The following is a 20875-nucleotide window of genomic DNA, read 5'->3' as shown; positions in this document are numbered from 1 at the left end:
TGCGTGGGAAAATCGTGTCTGGGCCCGTACGCCGGCTTTAGGAATCACCATGGAACTCAAAGGCAAGAAAGTTCTCGTTGTCGGTCTGGGCAAGTCCGGATTAGCCGCTGCTCTTTTTCTGCGCCGCCGCGGCGCGCAGGTCACCGTTTCTGACATTCGCAGCGCCGAGGCGCTTAGCAAAGACATTCCCGCGCTCATCGAGCAGGGCATTGCGGTCGAGGCCGGTGGCCACGGCCTCCTCACCTTTCGCCGGCAAGATCTGATCGTCGTCAGCCCCGGCGTGCCGCTCGATACGCCCGAGCTCGTGCAGGTGCGCAAGTTTGGCCTGCCCATCATCGGCGAAGTCGAGCTGGCCGCGCGCTTCCTCAAGGGCAAAACGCTCGCCATCACCGGCTCCAACGGCAAAACCACTACCACCAGCCTCTGCGGAGCCATCCTCGAAAGGGCACACCAGCACGTGCAGGTCGGCGGCAACATCGGCCTTCCCGTGATCGCGCTGGTCGACGACTCGCGCGACGACGGATGGTCGGTGCTTGAAATCTCAAGCTTCCAGTTGGAGACCACCGAGCGCTTCCGCCCCGGCATCGCCGTCATCCTCAACATCACGCCCGATCACCTCGACCGCCACGGCAGCTTTGAGAATTACGTCGCCGCCAAGGAGCGTATCTTCGCCGCCCAGACGCACGACGACGCTCTCATCCTCAACGCCGATGATGACGCCGCCTCCCGCGCGGCCGCCCGTGCCAGCTCGCGCATCTTCTGGTTCAGCCGCAATCGGGTGATCCGCCAGGGCGCATTCGTTCACGAGGGCAACATTCTCTTTCGCGCCGCTGAAGACGCAGCCACCGAGCCGATCCTGCCGCTCTCAGAGATTCCCCTCAAGGGTGCCCATAACGTCGAGAACGTGCTGGCCGCTGTCTGCGCCGCACGCCTCGCCGGAGTCAGCGCCGAAGCCATCCGCGACGCCGTCCGCGACTTCCGCGCCGTCGAGCATCGCCTCGAATTCGTCGCTGAAATTGGCGGCGTCAGCTTCTACAACGACTCCAAGGCGACCAATGTGGATGCAGCCAGAAAGGCCATTGAAGCCTTCCCCGGCGGCATTCACCTCATTCTCGGCGGCAAGGACAAAAACTCGGATTACCGCACGCTGCGCCCGCTCATGGCCGGGCGCGTCAAGGCCGTCTACACCATCGGCTCCGCGGCCGAGAAGATCATGACCCATCTTGACGGCGCGGTGCCGCTCATCGCCGCCGGCACGCTTGATCTCGCGGTCAATCTCGCAGGCGGAGCGGCGAGTCCTGGCGACGTCGTGTTGCTGGCCCCGGCTTGTTCCAGCTTTGACCAGTTTGAAAACTACGAACAGCGCGGTCAGGTCTTCAAAGATCTCGTTCTGGCCCATCGGGGAGCAGCAGCATGGCAAAACGCGTCGGCGTAGACAAGTCACTTTTCTGCGCCACGTTGATTCTGGTCGTCGTCGGCCTGCTGATGGTCTTCAGCGCCTCGGCTGTCTTGTCTAAAGTCCGTTACGGCTCGCCCTACACCTTCCTGATTCGTCAATCCATCGGAGCCGTCATCGGTTTTGCCGCCATGACCGTGCTCATGCAGATCAACTATCGGCGTCTCAATCGCCCCAACATCGTGCTGCCCGCCGTCTGCGTCACCACCCTGGCCCTGCTCGCGGCCTTCTTCATGCGCGACTCGCACAACACCCATCGCTGGATACGCTTCGGCGTCTTCTCCTTCCAGCCATCCGCGCTGGCGACGCCCGTGGTCGTACTCTTTCTTGCGTGGTTCCTGCAAGACCGCATGCAAAGCATCGATGATCTGCGCAACACCCTGTTGCCCGCCGCGCTGCCCAGTCTCATCTTTACGGCGCTCATTTTGAAGGAGCCCGACCTGGGCACCGCCATGGTACTGGTGGTCGTCACGGCGCTGCTGCTTTATCTCGCGGGCATGCAGACCAAGTGGCTTGGTTTCGCGGCGATTGCCGCTACGCCGGTGCTCTATTTCATGCTCTTCCGCGTGGCCTGGCGGCGTGAGCGCCTGCTTGCGTTTCTCAATCCGTGGTCTGATCCGCTGGGCAAGGGCTTCCACATCATCCAGTCCCTCATCGCCGTCGGTAGTGGAGGATTCTTCGGCGTTGGCTACATGGAAGGCCATCAGAAGCTCTTCTATCTGCCCGAGCCACAGACCGACTACATCTTCGCTAACATCGCCGAAGAGCTTGGCCTCATCGGGACCATCGCCATCGTAGCGCTCTTCGTCTTCATCGCCTATCGCGGATTCCGCGCCGCCATTCTCTCGCGCGACCCCTTCGCCCGCATCGTGGCCTTCGGGCTCACGGCCGGCATTCTGATCCAGGCATTCTTCAACATCAGCGTGGTCGTGGCGCTGGTTCCCACCAAGGGCATCACGCTGCCGTTCATCTCTTACGGAGGAACCTCGCTCATCATCATGCTGGCCTGTATGGGCGTTCTATTGAGCATCACGCGGGAGATCGAATGAAGCTCGTCATCGCCGGCGGAGGCACAGGAGGCCACATCATCCCGGCCCTCGCCATTGCCGATCAACTGACCGCCGAGTGCGAAGCCGCCGGTAGCCAGGCTGAGATCCTCTTCATCGGCACTCCACGCGGGCTCGAATCAAAGCTCGTGCCGCAGGCCGGTTATCCGCTCTCGCTCATCAAAGTCGGGCAGCTCAACAACGTCTCGCTGCTCACACGCGTACGCACCCTGCTCGATCTTCCTCTGAGCGTCATGGGCTGCATGCGGATGCTTCGGAAGTACCGCCCCAATGCAGTGGTCGGCGTCGGCGGCTACGCCTCCGGTCCTGCCATGCTGGCCGCGCAACTGCTGCGCATTCCCACGCTGGCCTTCGAGCCCAATGCAATTCCCGGCCTCGCCAACCGGCTCATTGGCAAGCGCGTCCACGCGGCGGCAGTGAACTTCGCGCCCGCCGCGCAGTATTTTCGCCATGCTCAGGTCACCGGCATCCCAGTCCGCAAGCAGTTCTTTGTTCTTCCGCCTCGTCCTGCGGACCAGCCGCCGCAACTGCTTGTTTTTGGAGGCAGCCAGGGCGCGCGCGTCTTCAACACCTACATGCCTCAGGCTGCCGCCGAACTGCTGGCCGCCGTGCCTGGCCTGACCATTCTGCACCAGGCCGGAGCACGCCATGCCGAAGCCACCGAGCAGGCCTATGAGGCCAGCGGCGCGGACCAGTCGCGCTGGCGCGTCGCCCCGTTTCTTGATGACATGCCGCAGCGTTTCGCCGAGGCTTCTCTGATCCTGGCGCGCAGCGGAGCCAGCACCGTTGCCGAACTCGCCGCCGCTGGCAAGCCCGCACTGCTGGTGCCGTTTCCGCAAGCCGCCGACGACCATCAGCGTAAAAATGCCGAGGTCATGGCGCAAGCCGGCGCCGCCGCCATGGTTCTTGAGGCCGACCTGACGCCGGGCCGCCTCGGCAGGGAACTCGCACACCTGCTCGCCGCCCCCGCTCAGCTTGCCCAAATGTCAGACAAGGCGCGCACCCTGGCCCATCCCGACGCCACCGAACAAATCACGCGCATGATTCGCCAGATCGCCCGCTGAAGTTATTCCAGACAAAAGAAAAGCCCCTGCAAATGCAGGGGCTATTTCATTCAGCCTAATGATCAGTGATGTCCGCCACCGTGGAATCCTCCACCGTGAAAACCGCCTCCACCGCCATGGAAGCCGCCACCATGAAAGCCTCCACCACCGTGGAACCCGCCACCTCCATGAAACCCGCCGCCAAAGGCCGGTCCGCCATGGAAGCCCCCGCCGCCAAAGGCCGGACGGCCATGGAATCCGCCCCCGAAGTTGCTACCTCGGAATCCCTGAACCGGATGACCACCGTAAACCGGCCGTCCAACCGTATGGAAGCCGTTGTATCCGCCACGATAGGCATTCACCGGGCCGCCGTAAGGAGCGGGACGAACTCCATGCTGGAATCCGTTCATCCCGTGATAGCCGCCCTGCAGCCGCGCAGGTCCACCTGCGTACCCTCGGTGGTCATATCCGCCACCGTAGTACCCTCGGTCTCCACGGCCACGCCATCCCTCGCCCCCGCGCCATCCGCCTCGGTCGCGCCATGCGTCTCCGTCGCGCCAGCCGCCCCGGTCATACCATCCATCATGGTCATACCAACCGCCCCAGCCATAAAAGCCAATGCGGTTATAACCCCAGCCCCAGGGCCGTCCATACCATCCCTGGAACCACGGCCCGGCGCCAATAAAAACTCCGTCAGAGAACCAGTCCGGCCCATAGTAGCCATAGGGCACGCACGCATAAGGGTAATAAGGGTAATAGCCCCACTCGCAGCTCGGAGGGCCATACACGGCCACAGGCGCGGGATAACCCACCACCGGCCCGATACCGATCGCGACCGAGATCTGGGCATTTGCGGGCCGCGCCATCCCCAGCGGGATCGCGAGTAAAGCGGCGATCATCCATGATCGCCAAAGGGGACGCCATGTACGCATCCTGCACCTCCACTGTCACCGCATGGCTGCCTCGGCAGATACCGTGCGGGTCTTCAGCTATCAGTTATGACCCTCAAAGCGCCAAAAAAGTTGCGAAAATCTTATCGGCAGCAGCCTGCGCATGAGGATTGAGGTCTCCGGGAGCGCATCCGAAGACCCAAATGCGCTCCCATGAAAGTTTTAGTTAGTGGCGCCCCCAGCCATGGCCGTGGTCATGGCCCCATCCGCGTCCGCGATCGCCATGACCCCAGTCTCCGCGGTCTCCGTCTCTGTGGTCCCAATCCCTATGGTCCCAATCCCGGTGATCCCAGTCGCCGCGAGCATAATAATGGTCCCGGTCATATCCGTAATAGCCGCGCCGGTAATAGTCGTCCCTGTCCATCCAGCGGCCCGGTACCCACACCTGTCCGTAGTAGTAGCCCGGAGCCCAGATGTAGTTCGCGCCTGGGCACGGAGGAGCATACGCCGGCACCGCCACCGGCCCCGGAGTTCCAATGCCAAAGAACACTCTCACCTGGGCCTGCGCCGCCATCGTCGCGGCTCCCATCATCACGGTCAAAATAGCTGCGCGAAGTACGTTTTTCATGGGACCTCCTTAAAAGTCCGCTCCAACATCTACGCCATCTGACACGCGAAATCCTGCGAAAGTTTCGCGATGGTGCCCTCCATGAATCAAACGTCATCCACCTTCCACGACTGCCTTCTCACTTACATGGCAGCCGGAAAAATATGCTCGCGCGACACGTAATTTCTACCCGGAAACGCGCAGCGCAAGCATGGGATGCGGAAGAGTACGGCGATTGTTACAGTAGTGCCAGAGGAGAGAGATTCTTTGTTCGCGAAGGCGCAGCGCGTCCACTTCATTGGTATTGGCGGCATCGGCATGAGCGGCATTGCCGAAATCGTCCTCAACCTCGGCTACGCGGTCTCCGGCTCTGATCTGCGCCGCACCAGCATCACCGCGCGCCTGGAATCTCTCGGCGTCGTCCTCTTTGAGGGCCATGCGGCGGCCAACGTCATCGGCTCCGGTGTCGTCGTGGTCAGCTCCGCCATTGATGAAGAAAATCCCGAAGTCCGCGAGGCCCGCGCCCGCAAGATTCCCGTCATCCAGCGCGCGGAGATGCTCGCCGAGCTCATGCGCCTCAAGTACGGCATTGCCGTCGCCGGCATGCACGGCAAAACCACCACCACTTCCATGATCGCCTCGGTGCTTGCCGCTGGTGAGCTTGATCCCACCGTCGTCGTCGGTGGCCGCGTCGACGCTCTCGGCTCCAACGCCCGGCTCGGCAACTCGCACTATCTTGTCGCTGAGGCCGATGAGAGCGACCGCTCATTCCTCAAGCTCTCGCCCATCCTCACCGTCGTGACCAATCTCGACCGCGAGCACATGGACTGCTACCGCGACATGGCCGACGTCGAAGATGCCTTCCTCGAATTCATGAACCGCGTGCCTTTCTACGGAGCGAATGTCGCCTGCATCGACAACCCGCAGCTTGCCGCCCTTCTGCCCCGTGTGCGCCGCCGCGTCTTCACCTACGGAACCTCGCTTGGCGCGGACTTCGTCGTGCGCATGCTGCCGCCCGCTCCCGAGGTGCGCTCCCGTTTTGAGATTGCTTCCGCCCAGAGTGTGCTCGGTCCCTTTGATCTTCATGTGCCCGGCATCCACAATGTGCTCAACGCAGCCGCGGCGGTGGCCATCGCCGTACAGCTTGATCTGAAAGAGCAGGCCATCGTGCAGGGGCTCAAGTCCTTCCGCGGCGTGGACCGGCGCTTCCAGCTCAAGGGCGTCGTCGATGGCATCACCATCATCGACGACTACGGCCATCACCCCACCGAGATACGCGCCACCCTGCGCGCCGCGCGCGATTGCGGCTATGCGAATATCCACGTCCTCTTCCAGCCGCATCGCTACTCGCGCACCCGCGACCTGCTCGACGAGTTCGTGACCAGCTTCGCCGATGCATCCACGGTCGAGATGCTTGACATCTACGCGGCCAGCGAAGCGCCGCTCCCCGGCATCACCTCAGCCGCTCTGGTCCAGAGCATCGGGCAGCCCGGCGTTCGCTATGCCGCTTCCACTGAGGAGGCCGTGACCGCCATCCTTGACCGCGCCGCACCCGGCGATCTCATCCTGACGCTCGGCGCAGGCAACGTCTCGCAACTGGCCCCTCTGCTGGTCGAGCGTCTGCAAAGCCGTCTTCCAGCGTAAGAAACACGGTCCTTCAGAAGCCCTGTCCGCGCGCCATTCCCGTTTTCTCCTGCTTTTATCCGGTTCACAGCCGGTTTCGCCCGCTGTTCCCTCTCTTGGTTCCCCTTGAAATCCGGCGGCTTCCACTGCGCTCCCCGCGATATAGTGCGAGAAGGCGATTCTCACGACCTGGCTCGGCCGTGGCGAAAACAACACGACACAACTCGGACTCGCAGCGCGGCCTGACCCTCGTCGAGGAAGATTTTCTCGACGAGTTTGAAGACGCGGTGCCGCCCGTTCCTTCGGCTGCGAACCTGCGCGCCGCGGAACCCGGCCCTCGTGCGCAAGCCCGCACCCGGCGCCCGCTCCCTCCCTCGCCAGAAGATTCCGGCCTTGAAGAGGAGCCATTTCTGCGCGTGCGCCGCAGGGTGCCCGTGCGCAGCGGTCCGTTGCCTTCATGGACCAAGCATCGCTGGGGCAAAATCCTGCTGGCGTCCCTGTTCCTTCTGGCTCTCGGTCTCATTCTCTTTGTGGTGCTCGCCGTGCGTCATTTCCTCGATCATGATCCGCGCTTTGAGATCAGCTCGGCCGCTTCCATTCAGACCATGGGCAACAGTGAACTCTCTCGCGCCGATCTGCTTTCGGTCTTCGGTTCTGATATCGGGCGCAATATCTTCTTCGTTCCGCTCGGCGAACGCGCCGCGCAACTGGAGAGCATTCCCTGGGTCAAGCACGCCACCGTCATGCGGATTCTTCCTGACCAGTTGCGCGTCTCCATCGTTGAGCGCACTCCGGTCGCCTTCCTGCGCATCGGCAGCAGAATCTCCCTCATCGACGCCGAGGGTGTCGTCCTCGACATGACGCCCGAACTGATGGCGAAGCATCACTTCGATTTCCCGGTCATCACCGGCATTGATCCTGCGATTCCGCTCGCCATGCGCGCCCAGCGCATGCAGCTATACCTTCATTTCCTCTCTGCTCTGAACAGCGATAGCCAACACGTCATCGATCAGGTCAGCGAAATTGACCTCGCCGATCCCGAGGACGTGCGTGCCACCTTCAACTACGGCGGCCATGAGCTGCTGCTGCATTTTGGTTACACCAACTTTGCCGCGCGCTACCGCAACTATGCCTCGCACATTCAAACGTGGGAGCAGCTCTATCCCAGGCTCGCCTCCATCGATCTGCGCTATGACGATCAGGTGGTGCTCCGCATGGCCACGCCGCCCGCGCCCCCCGCAAAACTCGACGCGAAACCCGCCAGCCCAGCGGCTCACTCGCACGGCAGAAAAGCCGCGCACCATAAAGTCCGCCGCGTGATCCGTCATGCGCATCCCACTCACCATGCCACCCGGAGAGCACGATGAGCCAGAAGAACTCTAACCTCATCACCGTACTCGACGCCGGCAGCAGCAAGGTGCGTGTCATGGTCGCCGAGCTGCATGAGGAAGCGCTACGTTTTCGCGCCTTCGCCGAGGCTCCCTCTGCCGGGCAGCGTCGTGGCATCATCTCTGATCTTTCAAAGGCAACGGCTGCCATCAATCAGGCCGCCACGCAGGCCGAGGTGAGCGCCCAGGCCGTCATTGAGAGCCTCGTCATCGGTATCGGGGGCCCGCACCTGCGCGGCGTCAACAGCCGCAGCGGCATCACCATGGGCACACGCCTGCGCGAAATCACGCGCGAAGACGTGCGCGCCGCCGTCGAGCGCGCCCGCTCCGTCTCCCTGCCTGCTGATCGTGAAATCCTTCATCTCCTGCCACAGCAGTTTATCCTCGATGAGCAGCCCGGCATCGCCGACCCCATCGGCATGGTGGGCAATCGCCTCGAAGTCAATCTGCATCTCGTCGCGGCCTCGGCCAGCGCGGTGCAGAGTCTCGTTACCTGCGCCAACCGCGCCAGTCTTGAAGTCACAGACACTGTATTTGAAGCCATCGCCGCGGCTGAATCCACGCTTTCGGCAGACGAGCGCGAACTGGGCGTCTGCCTGCTTGACATTGGTGCCGGTTCTACGGAAATCATCGTCTTCTTTGAGGGCGCCGTGCAGCACACCGGCGTTATTCCCATTGGCGGCGACCACTTCACCAACGATCTGGCTGCGGGTCTGCACGTCACGCCGCCCGAGGCCGAGTGGCTCAAGTGCCAGTACGGACATGCCGTCGTCACATCCGTGCCGGCTGTCAATGAGATTCAGCTCACCGGCATGCCCGGTCACGAGCCGCGCATGGTGCGCCAGCGTTACCTCAGCGAAATCCTCGAGCCGCGCGCGAGAGAGCTCCTCCAGATGGTGCGCGACAATCTGCGCCAGGGCGGCGTCCTTGAGGCGCTCGGTGCCGGTTGCGTCCTCACCGGCGGTGCGTCCCGGCTGGGCGGAATGCTCGACACCACAGAGAGTCTGCTACGCGTGCCCGCCCGCATCGCTACGCCAGTACCTATTTCTCGAATGCCTGCCGAACTCGTTGTGCCCGAACATGCGGCGCTGGTGGGCTTGCTTCTATACACCCACCGCACGCGTATGGTGCGAGCGGCGGAAGACCAGGGTCTGCGCGCCAAGCTGCGCGCCATTTTTGCCGGAAGCGTATAGCCCGGCCCGGAGTTGACCATGCATCCATCCGAAGAAATTCGTATCCAGTATCAGGACGAGGTTCCCCGCGGCGCAAAGATCAAGGTGATCGGTGTCGGTGGCGGCGGCGGCAACGCCGTCAACCGCATGATCGCGGCCCGCGTCGAGGGCGTCGAATTCATCGCGGCCAACACCGACCGTCAGGCGCTGCAGCTCTCGCACGCGCCCGTGAAGCTGCAGCTCGGCACCAAGCTCACCAGCGGCCTCGGCGCGGGAGCCAATCCCGACGTCGGCCGCCGCGCCGCTCTTGAAGACTCCGAGAAGATCATCGAGGCTCTCGAAGGCGCGGACATGGTCTTTGTCACTGCCGGTCTCGGCGGCGGCACCGGCACCGGAGCGGCCCCCGTCATCGCCTCGCTCGCCAGCGAAATGGGTGCGCTCACCGTCGCCGTCATCACGCGCCCCTTCGGCTTTGAGGGCAAGCGCCGCATGATGCAGGCCGAGCGCGGCATGCAGGAGCTCATCGACAGCGTCGATACCATGATCGTCATCCCCAACGAAAAGCTGCTCGCCGTCGCTAAGGACACAGGCTTCTTCGAGTCCTTCCGCATCGCTGACGACGTGCTGCGGCAGGGCGTGCAGGGCATCTCTGACATCATCACCATCCCCGGCATCATCAACCGCGACTTCGCCGACGTAAAAACCACCATGGCCGGCATGGGCTACGCCGTCATGGGCACAGCGCAGCGTGGCGGAGCCAATCGCGCCATTGAGGCGGCCCAGGCCGCCATGGCCTCGCCGTTGCTCGAAGACGGCGCCATCGACGGCGCGCGCGGCATCCTCATCAACATCACCGGCTCCAGCTCCCTCAAGCTCAGCGAGGTCAACGAGGCCTCCACTCTCATTCAGAACGCCGCCCACGAAGATGCCAACATCATTTTCGGCGCCGTGCTCAATGAGGACATGGGCGACGAGGTCAAGATCACCGTCATCGCCACCGGCTTCCGTCAGGAGTCCGCCGAGCGCCGCCAGCGCATGCTCTCCACCGTGCCCGTCGAGGTGCCCGTGGCCGAGGCTCCTGCCGAGGACGCGCAGCCCAGCCGCCCCCGCTTTGCCAGCGAGATGGAAGAAGAGCAAGCCTCCACGCCGGAACTTGTTCCTGTCACCGTGCAGGATGTCTTCTCGGTCTTCCGCCAGCCCACCCGGCAGCCGGAAAATACCGTCGAAGCCACCGAGCCGGTCATCGAATCCGCTCCCATCGCCGAGCCGGCCGTCGAGAGTTTCCCGGCACCTCAGTCTTCCTCGCGCTATGAGGCCATTCCCGTGACGGCGCAGCCTGCTTCGGAACCTGCCTGGCAGGAGCCGCAGCAGGAGCAGCCGCCCGCGCCCGAGCCGAACGCATTCTTCCCCGACCCGGCGCCCATTCCGTCCCCCGCCCGCTTTGAAGAGCTTTCCTTCGAGAACCGCGATGATCTCGAAATTCCAGCCTTCATGCGCCAGAGCGGACGCTAATGTTCTGAGTCATGGATTCAGGTCCGTCGAGTTTGTCATCCTGGGCGAGGTTTGCCCCGTCTTTTGCGGCAAACGGAGTCGAAGGACCTGCAGTTCGCAAGATTTCATCTCTCATGTAAACCTTCCCGCAGCCGATGACGCCCTCAAGCGGGGCGTCATCGGCATTCGCGAGGGGCGCCCCTCGCCAATCCCCAATCCGGGAATCTTCAGATATAAAGAAGCTAGATTCCCCGGCGGGTAGCGTCCGGCAGGAATCGACGTTCTGTTCTGGTGGTGAGGATGCGCGGGAATCGTCTTTTTGCTCTTCTGGTGACGCTGGCATTTGCGCTGCTCCCTCTCAGTCCGCACGCGGCGACCGTCACCACCCACCGCACCAAACATCCCATCCATCACTACCGGCACACGCGCCATCTCCGCCGCCGCAGGCTCGTGCATCACTCCACCGTGGCCTATCGCCATCGCGTGGTGCACCATCGCTACTACGAGCGCTTCACTGCGGACTCATTCGCCACCACTGATCTGACCGCGGGCGACATCACCGCCGGAGAAGATCCCGTTGTGCGCCGGGCCGCCATTGACGCCCTCGGCAACATGAACGGCACCGTCGTTGTCATCAATCCCGCCAATGGCCGCATCCTCGCCATGGTCAATCAGAAGCTCGCGCTTTCGAGCGGCGCCGAGCCCTGCTCCACCATCAAGCTCTCCGTTGCGCTGGCCGCGCTCGAAGAGGGCATCGTCACCAAAGACACGCCCGTCAACCTCGGCGGCCACTATTTCGTGAACATGACCGAAGCGCTGGCCCACTCCAATAATCTCTATTTTGAAACCCTGGGTCGCCGCCTCGGCTTTGCACGCGTCCATTACTACGCCACCGAGTTCGGCCTCGGCGAACTGGCCGGGTGGCACATCGCCGGCGAGCATCTCGGCAAATATCCCGATCATCCGCTGCCCGAATCCATGGGCGGCGTCGGCCGCATGTGCTCTTTTGGAGAAAGCGTCTCCATGACGCCGCTGCAACTCGGCGCGCTCGTCTCCGCCATTGCGAACGGCGGCACGCTTTACTACCTCCAGCACCCCACCACACCCGCGCAGGTGGCCGATTTCAAGCCCCGCATCAAGCGCGAGCTCAACATCGGTCCGCTCATCCCTGAGATTCAGGTGGGCATGCATGCCGTCACGCAATACGGCACCGCCCGATCTCTCCGCGCCAGCTTCAACGCTTTTCCTGTGATGGGTAAAACCGGAACCTGCTCCAACGGTGGCACCCGCTTCGGCTGGTTCGCCTCCTATGCGGATTCCCCCTACGGTCGCATCGTCACCGTCGTCTTCCTCGAAGGCGGTCGCCAGACCTACGGCCCCGAAGCCGCAAAACTCACCGGCTACTTCTACCGCGACCTCTGGAACAACAACTACTTCACCGCCCGCCGCCAGGCCCCGCATACCGCTTCTGGCGACGGCCTCTGACCTCGTGGCTCCGCATGCTCAAGGAGACGGGCTCTCGCTCGTCCACAAACTTCACGCAATGAGCGCAGCTTTAGCCGCCGAGGGTCGCTCCTTACCGCTTCGGATCTGTGAAGCTCATGCGTCCTCTCCTCTGCCTTCAGCCAGCCGCATGCGCAGCGTCTCATTCTTCAACAGCAGTTCGCCCACCAGCACTTCCAGTTGACGGCAGCGCTGCTCCAGCGCCGCCCGCTCTTCTTCCTGCAAAGCCTCTACCGGCTTCGCCGCCTCAAACCTCGTCGATGACGCGAGCTGCGGCATCAATCGCCTCCGCAATTTTTCTTATCTGTTCGGGGCTCAGCTTGCCGCTGCGGGCGCGCACCTTCAGCGCAAACTTCAGATTCATGATGGCTCGCATGATCTGTGGCGCGCGCTCCCGTCCGTAGGCCTTGCCCATCTTCTCCATGCGATGGCCAATGCCTTCCAGAATGCCCTGGTTCTGTTTCAGGTACGCGAGTCCCTGCTCTGTCGCCGCATACCGCTTCTTGTTGCCCTCGGTCGAGGCCACGACGGCGTAGCCTTCCTCTTCGAGCATCGTCAGCGTGGGGTAAACCACTCCCGGGCTCGGTGAATACGCGCCCGCCAGTTGCTCCTCAATTTCCTTGATGATTTCGTAGCCATAGCTCGGCTTCTTGGCGAGAATCTGCAAAATCACCAGCCGCAGCTCGCCGTTGTCGAACATGCGCTCGCGTCCGCCGCCAAACCCGCGCTCAAAATTGCCAAAATACTCGCCAAACCCGCCGTGACGGCCGCGATGGCGCTCCCTCCCGGGATGATCTTCGTGATCGTGTCCTCTATAAAACATAATTTTCTCCTATCAAGATATATCTTATGATATATCAAAGATGCGTCAAATCCGCATCGGATTCGCAAATCCTCCTAAAATTCCTCCCGCATGACATCTGTCACATCCGATTGCTGACAAACCCAACTGGGAACCGGGCTCCTCCCGCGCGATCCTCAATCTGTCCCCGCCACCGGCCGGGGCCAGGAGGCACCCGATGTCCACAATTGCTTCTCCCGCCGCGCATCCGATCACCGCCGTCCCCGCTCCGCTCCGGCAGCCCATCGCGCAGCTTTACAAGGTCACACGCCGCTACGGCAAGGTCACTGCCCTCGACGGTTTCTCGCTCGAACTCTACCCCGGCGAAGTCGTCGCCCTGCTTGGCCCCAACGGAGCCGGCAAGACCACCGCCGTGCGTCTGCTGCTCGGCCTGCTCTCGCCCCACGCGGGCCAGGTGCGTGTCCTCGGCGGCGACCCTCGCGAAGATCTCACCCGCACGCGCATGGGAGCCATGCTGCAGGTCTCGCGCGTGCCTGAAATGTTGCGCGTCCGCGAGCACATTGATCTCTTCCGCAGCTATTACTCCCACCCCCTGCCCGCGGCAGAAATCGTCCGCATGGCGCAGCTCGAAGGCCTTGAAAACCGGCTCTTCGGCAAGCTCTCCGGCGGCCAGAAGCAGCGCGTGCTCTTCGGCCTCGCGCTCTGCGGCAATCCCGATCTCGTCTTCCTCGACGAGCCCACCGTAGGCATGGACATTGAATCCCGCCGCGCCCTCTGGGACCGCATCCGCGCGCTCTCCGCCGCCGGCAAGGCCGTGCTGCTCACCACGCACTATCTTGAGGAGGCCGACATGCTTGCCAGCCGCATCGTCGTCATCCGCGACGGCAAAGACGTCGCGCACGGAACCCCCGCGCAGATCAAGCACCAGACCGGCGGCCGCCGCATCCGCTGCGTCACGCGGCTCGATGCTCAATGGATCAGCACCCTTCCCGGCGTGGCCAGCGTGACGCAGGACCGCGAAGCGCTCCTCATCCATACCGAAGCGCCCGAGCCGGTGCTCCGCGAACTGTTCGCCGCCGACGCCTCGCTGCATGGTCTTGAAATCACCAGCGCCGGCCTTGAAGACGCATTCCTCTCCATCACCCAAAGCCACGCCCCAAACTCTCAGGAGGTGCTCCAATGAACGCCACCACCGCAACCATTGCCCGCCCGCCCGCTCCGCTCAGCTTCGGCTACTATCTCCGCGCGCTCCTCCAGGAGACGCGTTACGAATTCATCGGCCGCATGCGTCTGCGCGCCTTTTCGCTCTCGGTCATCGGCTTTCCGGTCATGTTCTACGCGCTCTTCGGCCTCATGAATGGCCACACCCCATACGCCACTTATCTCGTCGCCACTTACAGTTGCTTTGGCATGATCGGCGCCTGCCTCTTCGGCATCGGCGTCGGAGTCTCCCACGAGCGCATGCAGGGCTGGCTCGATCTCAAGATGGCCAGCCCCATGCCGCGCTGGTCCTATCTGGTCGCCAAGCTGGTCAGTTGCGCCGCCTTCGCGCTCATCATCGTCACGCTGCTGCTCGCGCTCGGCCTCGCCTTCGCCGGAGTCCACATCACTCCCACGCAGACGCTCGCGCTCTACGGGGTCACCCTCGCCGGAGCCATCCCGTTCTCCGCCCTCGGCATTCTCATCGCCCTGCTCGTGCCGCCCAACGCCGCGCCCGCCATCATCAACCTCATCTATCTGCCCATGTCCTTTGCCTCCGGCCTATGGATGCCCCTCAAATACATGCCCCACTGGCTCCAGAACTTCGCCCCCGTGCTTCCGGCTTATCATTATGGGCAACTGGCGCTCGGCATCTTCGGCTACGCTCAGCCCGGCCCGGCCGCCACGCATTGGGAGGCGCTCGCCACCTTCACTTGCCTTATGCTGGGGGCAGCGTGGTGGATCTTCTCCCGCAGCGAGACGCGCGCATGACAACACCATCCCAATCCGAATCGAGAGCCGTGCCCGCATCCTCCTGCGGCCGGCTCGACGATCCCCCTGCATCCTCCTCCGAATTCACGAACTGGTTCCGCGGAATGCGCCGCCAGGGCCGCGCCATCGACTTTGTATGGCTCATCTACTCGATCTTTTTTCTCATTGAGCCAATTCAGCAGAAGTCGGCAAAGCCCTGGATCGAATTCGGTATTGCCTACGCCATCTTCCTTGCGATTTATACGGGCCTCGTCTTTGCCCGCAACACTCGCCAGCAAGTGGTGCTCTTTATAGCGATGGCCGTGCTTGGCTTTGCTTATGTGCCCATCAACCAATCCGCCTGCGGCATCTTCATCTACATTGCAGCCTTTCTGCCCTTTGCCACAGAATCAGTCTGGGTCTGCCTGCTCACCATCGGTGGCGTCTGCGCCGGAGCAGCGATCGAAGGCTACTACTTTCACATGAGCCCCTGGACCTGGGGCATCATTCTCTTCATGGCCATCGCCGTCGGTTGCGGCAACATGGTCATGGCGCAGCAGAAGCGCTCCGGAATGAAGCTGATGCTCGCTCATCAGGAACTCGCCCAACTCGCCAAGGTCGCCGAGCGCGAGCGCATCGCCCGCGACCTGCATGACCTGCTCGGCCACACACTCTCCGTCGTCGTGCTCAAGGCCGAGCTCGCCGGCCGCTACTTTGACCGCGACCACGAGCGCGCCCGGCAGGAGATTGCGGAAGTCGAGTCCATCTCCCGCCAGGCCTTGCAGCAGGTGAGGGAAGCCGTCACCGGCTTTCGCATGCAGGGGCTCGATGCTGAGGTTGACAACGCGCAACGCTCGCTTGCTGCCGCCGGCATCAAGCTCACCTGCATGACGCGCCCCGGCCGTCTCGGCCCTGCGGAAGAGAGCGTGCTCTCGCTCATCCTGCGCGAAGCCATCACGAATGTTCTGCGCCACGCGCAAGCCACCGAGGTACGTCTCGAATTCACGAGTACCTCCGAGGGCGAACGCCTCACCGTCACTGACAATGGCCGCGGCGGCATCCGTCAGGAGGGCAACGGTCTGCGCGGCATGCGCGAGCGCGTGCAGATGCTTGGCGGCCGCTTCCGCCTTGACTCCACGCGGGGCACCAGCATCTCCATCGACCTGCCCGCGCAGGTCTCCGCCCAGATCCCCGTGCAGGCACAGGTGCATGCATGAAGAAGATACAGGTCATCGTCGCCGAAGATCAGGGCATGGTCCTCGGAGCGCTCGCCGCCTTGCTTGAGACCGAGCCGGACATCGCCGTTTGCGCCCGCGCCGTCAACGGACGCCTCGCCCTCAAGGCCGTCGCCGACCACCAGCCCGACGTGCTGGTCACCGACATTGAAATGCCCGAGATGACCGGTCTCACCCTCGCCGCCGAAGTCCGCGAGCGCTACCCCTCCACCAGGATCATCATCCTCACCACCTTCGCGCGCCCCGGTTATCTGCGCCGCGCGCTCGACGCCGGAGCCAAAGGCTATCTGCTCAAAGACCGTCCCGCCGCCGAACTCGCCGACGCCGTGCGCCGCGTGCATCAGGGGCTGCGCGTCATCGATCCGCAACTCGCCGCCGACGCGTGGGAGAGCGGACCCGATCCGCTCACCGAGCGCGAGCGCCAGATTCTGTGGCGCGCCGGCGAAGGCAAAGCCAGTCAGGACATTGCCGCCGAACTCCATCTCTCCGAAGGCACCGTGCGCAACTATCTCTCCGAGGCCATCAGCAAACTCGGCGCGGCCAATCGCGTCGATGCCGCGCGCATCGCCCGCTCCAAAGGCTGGCTCTGAATCCAGGCGCCCGGCCGCTCTTCAGGTGCTCCGCGCGTGTCTGCTCTTACCCGCGAACTCAAGAAAACTGGGGTGCCCCGATCCGTGTGTGCTTCCCCCGAAATCCAAAGGAACACGGGTGCCCCGGGTCCGTCTGCTCTTACCCGCGAACTCAAGAAAACACGGGTGCCCCGGGTCCGTCTGTTCGGACCCGGGAGCTGCGGAATCAGAATCACAATTTCAGCCGGTGCTCCATCGAAGCCCGTCGTTGGCTTGAGTAGGGTTGTCACTGCTCTCGCCCGCCCCGCGATCCTCCACCGTACTTCCTGTATCAGGGCATGGCTTCAGCCATGCCGCCAGCCGCCCACAAAAGAAGGGGCGTTAGCCCCTGAGGGAAAGCACACAATGCAGAAGGCGTCATTCTGAGCGGAGCGAAGAATCCCGGCGATCTTACGGTCGCCAAACATCGCCCGGAGTTTCTCCCACCATGCCCGCCCTCTTATCGTCCCGGCCAAATCGACCGGGCGCTCTCACTTCTTGTCATCCCGACCGAACGAAGTGAACCGGGCCCCCACGAACAGGTCTTCGTTCGTGGAGTGGGCAGCGGAGGGAGCTGCATTTCTTACACTGCCCGTACCTCCTGTATCAGGGCATGGCTTCAGCCATGCCGAAAGCCCTGCCGCCTCCCCAAGCCAACCCTGACTCCGCTGTAGTACCATCCACTCAATCGATTTTCTGGATGCATTCTGGCCCCTAGTCCCATCCCGGCCATCCAGTTCCATTCCGTAACAAAAGGAGTTCCAATTTGCGCCTCCGCCTGCCTTTGCTTGCTCTGTCGCTCGCGTCCACGGCTGTTGCCGCTACCGCGCAGATGCCGGTTTACAATCCGCATCTTGCGCCGCATCCTCCCGCGCCCGCTCCCTCAGGAGCCAAGTATCAATATCCATTCCAGAATCCAGCACTCTCGCCCGATCAGCGCATCGATGACCTGCTCTCGCGCATGACCCTGCAGGAAAAGATTCAGGCCCTCGGCGACGATCCCGGCGTGCCGCGCCTCGGCATTCCTGGCGCGCTCACTGAAGAAGGACTGCACGGCGCGGCCATCGGCGGCCCCGCGCATTGGGAGGGCCGCGGACGCGCCGTTGTGCCCACCACACAGTTCCCGCAAAATCACGGCCTCGGCCAGACCTGGGACCCCGCGCTGCTGCAGAAAGCCGCCAACGTCGAGGCATATGAGACCCGCTGGGCCGTCAACAAATATCACGATGGAGGCCTCATCGTGCGCGCGCCCAACGCCAATCTCTCTCGCGATCCCCGCTGGGGCCGCACCGAAGAGTCCTACGGCGAAGACCCCTATCTCGTCGGCACGCTGGCCGTCGCCTGGATCAAGGGCCTGCAAGGCAACAATCCCCGTTATTGGGAAACCGCCGCTCTCATGAAGCACTTCGATGCCTACAGCAATGAGGCCAACCGCGACGGCTCCTCTTCCAACTTCGGCAAGCGCCTCTTTTACGAGTACTACTCCGTGCCTTTCCGCATGGGCATCGAGCAGGGCCACTCCGACGCCTTCATGACTTCCTACAATGCGTGGAACGGCATTCCCATGACCGCCAATCCTGTGCTCAAAAGCGTCGTCATGAAAAAATGGGGCTTCAACGGCATCATCTGCACCGATGCCGGCGCGCTCAGCAACATGGTCACTCACTTCCACTACTACAAGACCATGCCCGAGGCCGCCGCCGGAGCCGTCCACGCCGGCATCAATCAATTCCTCGACCGTTATCAGCAGCCCGTCGAAGAGGCGCTCCAGCAGAAGCTCCTCACCGAACAGCAGATCGATCAGGACCTCAAGGGCGTCTATCGCGTCGTGCTGCGTCTCGGCCTCATGGACCCTTCTTCGATGAGCCCCTACTCGATGATCGGCCTCACCAACGACAATCCCGCCAAGGGCGATCCGTGGGACTGGCCCTCTCACATTGCGCTCGACCGCAAAGTCACCGACGAGTCGATCGTGCTGCTCAAGAATCAGAACCACGCCCTGCCGCTCGACGCAAAGAAGCTTCACTCCATCGCCGTCATCGGTCCCTGGGCCAACATCGTCGCGCTTGACTGGTACAGTGGCACGCCGCCCTTCGGCGTCACTCCCGTTGAGGGAATCCGCCAGCGCGTCGGCCCCGATGTGAAGGTCACCTTCAACGATGGCTCCAACCTGCAGGCCGCCGCCGCGCTGGCAAAGCAGTCTGACGAGGCCATCGTCATCATCGGCAATCACCCCACCTGCGATGCCGGATGGGGCAAGTGCGCGCTGCCCAGCGAAGGCAAAGAGGCCTTTGACCGCACGGCGCTCAATCTGCCCGATGAATCCATCGCCAAGGCCGTCTACGCCGCCAATCCCCACACTGTCGTGGTCCTGCAGACCAGCTTCCCCTACACCACTGACTGGACACAGGCCCACATCCCCGCCATTCTCGAAATGGCCCACAACAGCGAAGAGCAGGGAACCGCGCTCGCCGATGTTCTCTTCGGCGATTACGATCCCGCCGGCCGCCTCGCCCAGACCTGGGTCGCGTCCATCGGCCAGCTTCCGCCCATGATGGACTACAACATCCGCGACGGCCGCACCTACATGTATCTCAAGTCAAAGCCGCTCTATCCCTTCGGCTTCGGCCTCAGTTACACCACCTTCAAGTACTCCAACCTGCGGCTCAGCAGCCACACGCTGCCCGCCGGCGGCCAGCTCACCGTCAGCGTCGATGTCACCAACACCGGCAAGTACAACGGCGATGAGGTGGTCCAGATGTATGTGAAGCACCTTGACTCAAAGGTCTCGCGCCCCCTCGAAGCGCTCAAGGGCTTTGATCGCGTCTCCATTCCCGTGGGGCAAACCCGCACTGTCACCCTGCCGCTCAAGGCTTCGGCGCTGGCCTACTGGGATAAAAACACGCACGCCTTCCGCGTCGAGCCCGATCATGTGCAGATTCGCATCGGCGCATCCTCCGCGGATATTCGCCAGAAGGCCGAGATCACCGTGGAGTAATAAAGGTCATCGGCACAAACAAAAAGCCCGCATGCCACTTCAGCATGCGGGCTTTCTTGTCAGAGAGAGCTAGATGAAGTTCTCGCCGTCATCCGCCGAGTGCGACATACGGCGGCGCCGGCGCAGCACGTCATAGCCCACGCGGATACCGCTCACGACGGCCACAATCTGGCGCGCCGAGAGGCCAACTGCCTGCTGCACAGAGTCGGCCGCCTTGCTCACGCTGTCGAGCGTGGCGGTGGCAATCTGGTCCACACGCTTCGCCTGCGCATGCGTGCGATCCACCACGTCGTTCACGGTTTCATTCACGTGCCGCACCTGCAGGCGCGTCGTGCTCGTGATGTCCAGCAGATGATCGGTCACCAGCTTCAGTTTCGGAGTCGCCTCTTCGATCACGGCCTTTGTCTGGTTCACAAACGGCATGACCTCGCGGTCCATCCGGTTCTTCATCTGCAACAGCTCTTTGCGGGCCTTCAAGGCAACTGCCGCCAGCGCGCACATCGCGGCTGCCTGCATCAGGGTGGCAACCACCATCACAATTGTCGTAATCAGGTACCAGCTGTGAGGGGCATGGGGCATGGTTTACGCCTGGCCTTCGGGCGTTTCCACCTCGTGGAATCCTCCGGCATTGCCGGAAGCCGCCGTCTGGTAAGCCTGCTTGCCAGCCTCGACTGCCGCGGTCACCTTGTCCGTCTGCTCATGCACAAACTGGCGGCCCTGGTTCACGTAGCTGTTCCACTGCGTGCGCCCACGATCCACATACTCGTTCACGCGCGCGCGGCTGCGGTCGGCATACTCGCCAACCTGCTCGGCGGCCTGACGGCTGCGGTCGCGCAGATACTCAGAACCCTCCCGGGCGCTGCTCAAAATCTCTTCCCGCGTCTCGCGGCCCGACTTGGGGGCATATAGCACTCCCACCAGCGCGCCAAGGCCAAGACCCGCGAGGAACCAACTGAATCCATTCGTTCGATCAGACATTGTTATCTCCTTATTTTTGCAGGGTTTGGGCGTCAGCAGATTACCAGACCCGGTGCAGGGGAGC

The 20875-nt window shown here is 62.9% G+C and carries 19 protein-coding genes; 13 read left to right on the top strand and 6 right to left on the bottom strand.

Going from position 1 to position 20875, the window contains the following annotated elements:
- The first annotated feature begins 49 nt into the window (after positions 1 to 49).
- From murD to murG, 3 genes are read left to right on the top strand one after another with little or no spacing between them, the layout of a single operon-like run.
- The gene (gene murD, locus ACP_RS05200) at positions 50 to 1435 is read left to right on the top strand and encodes a UDP-N-acetylmuramoyl-L-alanine--D-glutamate ligase (RefSeq protein ID WP_015896246.1); all 1386 of its coding nucleotides are present in this window, start codon (positions 50 to 52) and stop codon (positions 1433 to 1435) included.
- Positions 1414 to 2505 carry a putative lipid II flippase FtsW gene (gene ftsW, locus ACP_RS05195; RefSeq protein ID WP_015896245.1) on the top strand — a complete coding sequence of 364 codons (1092 nt, stop codon included), beginning with the start codon at positions 1414 to 1416 and terminating at the stop codon, positions 2503 to 2505. The genes murD and ftsW overlap by 22 nt, the downstream gene beginning before the upstream one ends.
- The gene (murG, locus tag ACP_RS05190) at positions 2502 to 3587 is read left to right on the top strand and encodes an undecaprenyldiphospho-muramoylpentapeptide beta-N-acetylglucosaminyltransferase (RefSeq protein ID WP_015896244.1); all 1086 of its coding nucleotides are present in this window, start codon (positions 2502 to 2504) and stop codon (positions 3585 to 3587) included. Before ftsW ends, murG begins: the two co-directional genes overlap by 4 nt.
- Before the next feature lie 62 nt (positions 3588 to 3649).
- Here the strand turns inward: murG and ACP_RS18430 are convergent, their stop codons facing one another.
- Positions 3650 to 4465 carry a hypothetical protein gene (locus tag ACP_RS18430; RefSeq protein ID WP_238525720.1) on the bottom strand — a complete coding sequence of 272 codons (816 nt, stop codon included), beginning with the start codon at positions 4463 to 4465 and terminating at the stop codon, positions 3650 to 3652.
- A gap of 217 nt (positions 4466 to 4682) precedes the next feature.
- The gene (locus ACP_RS05175) at positions 4683 to 5084 is read right to left on the bottom strand and encodes a hypothetical protein (RefSeq protein ID WP_015896242.1); all 402 of its coding nucleotides are present in this window, start codon (positions 5082 to 5084) and stop codon (positions 4683 to 4685) included.
- 246 nt (positions 5085 to 5330) lie between these two features.
- On the opposite strand from ACP_RS05175, the gene murC reads away from it, so the two are divergent.
- The 5 genes from murC to ACP_RS05150 all read left to right on the top strand — a co-directional run bounded on the left by murC (position 5331) and on the right by ACP_RS05150 (position 12222).
- Positions 5331 to 6707, top strand: a complete 1377-nt coding sequence (gene murC / locus ACP_RS05170) for a UDP-N-acetylmuramate--L-alanine ligase (RefSeq protein WP_015896241.1) — start codon at positions 5331 to 5333, stop codon at positions 6705 to 6707.
- Between the two features lie 179 nt (positions 6708 to 6886).
- Entirely contained in the window at positions 6887 to 8053 is a 1167-nt protein-coding gene (locus ACP_RS05165; protein WP_015896240.1) for a cell division protein FtsQ/DivIB, read from the top strand.
- Positions 8050 to 9267, top strand: coding sequence for a cell division protein FtsA (gene ftsA, locus ACP_RS05160; protein WP_015896239.1), 1218 nt, complete (start codon positions 8050 to 8052; stop codon positions 9265 to 9267). Before ACP_RS05165 ends, ftsA begins: the two co-directional genes overlap by 4 nt.
- 18 nt (positions 9268 to 9285) lie before the next feature.
- On the top strand, positions 9286 to 10758 hold the full coding sequence (gene ftsZ / locus ACP_RS05155; RefSeq protein ID WP_015896238.1) for a cell division protein FtsZ: 1473 nt from the start codon (positions 9286 to 9288) through the stop codon (positions 10756 to 10758).
- A 279-nt stretch (positions 10759 to 11037) separates the two neighbouring features.
- On the top strand, positions 11038 to 12222 hold the full coding sequence (locus ACP_RS05150) for a penicillin-binding transpeptidase domain-containing protein (protein ID WP_015896237.1): 1185 nt from the start codon (positions 11038 to 11040) through the stop codon (positions 12220 to 12222).
- 114 nt (positions 12223 to 12336) lie between these two features.
- Here the strand turns inward: ACP_RS05150 and ACP_RS05145 are convergent, their stop codons facing one another.
- Both ACP_RS05145 and ACP_RS05140 read right to left on the bottom strand, forming a co-directional pair.
- Positions 12337 to 12519 (bottom strand): hypothetical protein, encoded by a 183-nt coding sequence (locus ACP_RS05145; RefSeq protein WP_015896236.1) that lies wholly within the window; start codon positions 12517 to 12519, stop codon positions 12337 to 12339.
- Positions 12488 to 13063 (bottom strand): PadR family transcriptional regulator, encoded by a 576-nt coding sequence (locus tag ACP_RS05140; RefSeq protein WP_015896235.1) that lies wholly within the window; start codon positions 13061 to 13063, stop codon positions 12488 to 12490. The genes ACP_RS05145 and ACP_RS05140 overlap by 32 nt, the downstream gene beginning before the upstream one ends.
- Before the next feature lie 196 nt (positions 13064 to 13259).
- Between ACP_RS05140 and ACP_RS05135 the strand changes: the two genes are divergently transcribed.
- The 5 genes from ACP_RS05135 to ACP_RS05115 all read left to right on the top strand — a co-directional run bounded on the left by ACP_RS05135 (position 13260) and on the right by ACP_RS05115 (position 19833).
- Positions 13260 to 14225: an ABC transporter ATP-binding protein gene (locus ACP_RS05135; protein ID WP_015896234.1), complete on the top strand. Its 966-nt coding sequence runs from the start codon at positions 13260 to 13262 to the stop codon at positions 14223 to 14225.
- The gene (locus tag ACP_RS05130) at positions 14222 to 15013 is read left to right on the top strand and encodes an ABC transporter permease (RefSeq protein ID WP_015896233.1); all 792 of its coding nucleotides are present in this window, start codon (positions 14222 to 14224) and stop codon (positions 15011 to 15013) included. The genes ACP_RS05135 and ACP_RS05130 overlap by 4 nt, the downstream gene beginning before the upstream one ends.
- Positions 15010 to 16209, top strand: a complete 1200-nt coding sequence (locus ACP_RS05125; RefSeq protein ID WP_083770518.1) for a sensor histidine kinase — start codon at positions 15010 to 15012, stop codon at positions 16207 to 16209. The genes ACP_RS05130 and ACP_RS05125 overlap by 4 nt, the downstream gene beginning before the upstream one ends.
- Positions 16206 to 16817: a response regulator transcription factor gene (locus ACP_RS05120; protein WP_015896231.1), complete on the top strand. Its 612-nt coding sequence runs from the start codon at positions 16206 to 16208 to the stop codon at positions 16815 to 16817. The genes ACP_RS05125 and ACP_RS05120 overlap by 4 nt, the downstream gene beginning before the upstream one ends.
- 784 nt (positions 16818 to 17601) lie before the next feature.
- Positions 17602 to 19833 carry a glycoside hydrolase family 3 C-terminal domain-containing protein gene (locus ACP_RS05115; RefSeq protein WP_238525658.1) on the top strand — a complete coding sequence of 744 codons (2232 nt, stop codon included), beginning with the start codon at positions 17602 to 17604 and terminating at the stop codon, positions 19831 to 19833.
- 69 nt (positions 19834 to 19902) lie between these two features.
- Here ACP_RS05115 and ACP_RS05110 read toward each other — a convergent pair whose 3' ends face one another.
- A complete protein-coding gene (locus ACP_RS05110; RefSeq protein ID WP_015896229.1) occupies positions 19903 to 20412 on the bottom strand; it encodes a hypothetical protein in 510 nt (169 codons plus the stop codon).
- A gap of 3 nt (positions 20413 to 20415) precedes the next feature.
- On the bottom strand, positions 20416 to 20811 hold the full coding sequence (locus ACP_RS05105) for a YtxH domain-containing protein (protein WP_083770517.1): 396 nt from the start codon (positions 20809 to 20811) through the stop codon (positions 20416 to 20418).
- Positions 20812 to 20875 lie beyond the last annotated feature (64 nt).

This window comes from Acidobacterium capsulatum ATCC 51196, assembly GCF_000022565.1.
Classification (GTDB): Bacteria; Acidobacteriota; Terriglobia; order Terriglobales; family Acidobacteriaceae; genus Acidobacterium; species Acidobacterium capsulatum.
The sequence above is the reverse complement of the archived record's forward strand: the minus strand, read 5'-3'. Positions and strand labels throughout refer to the sequence as shown.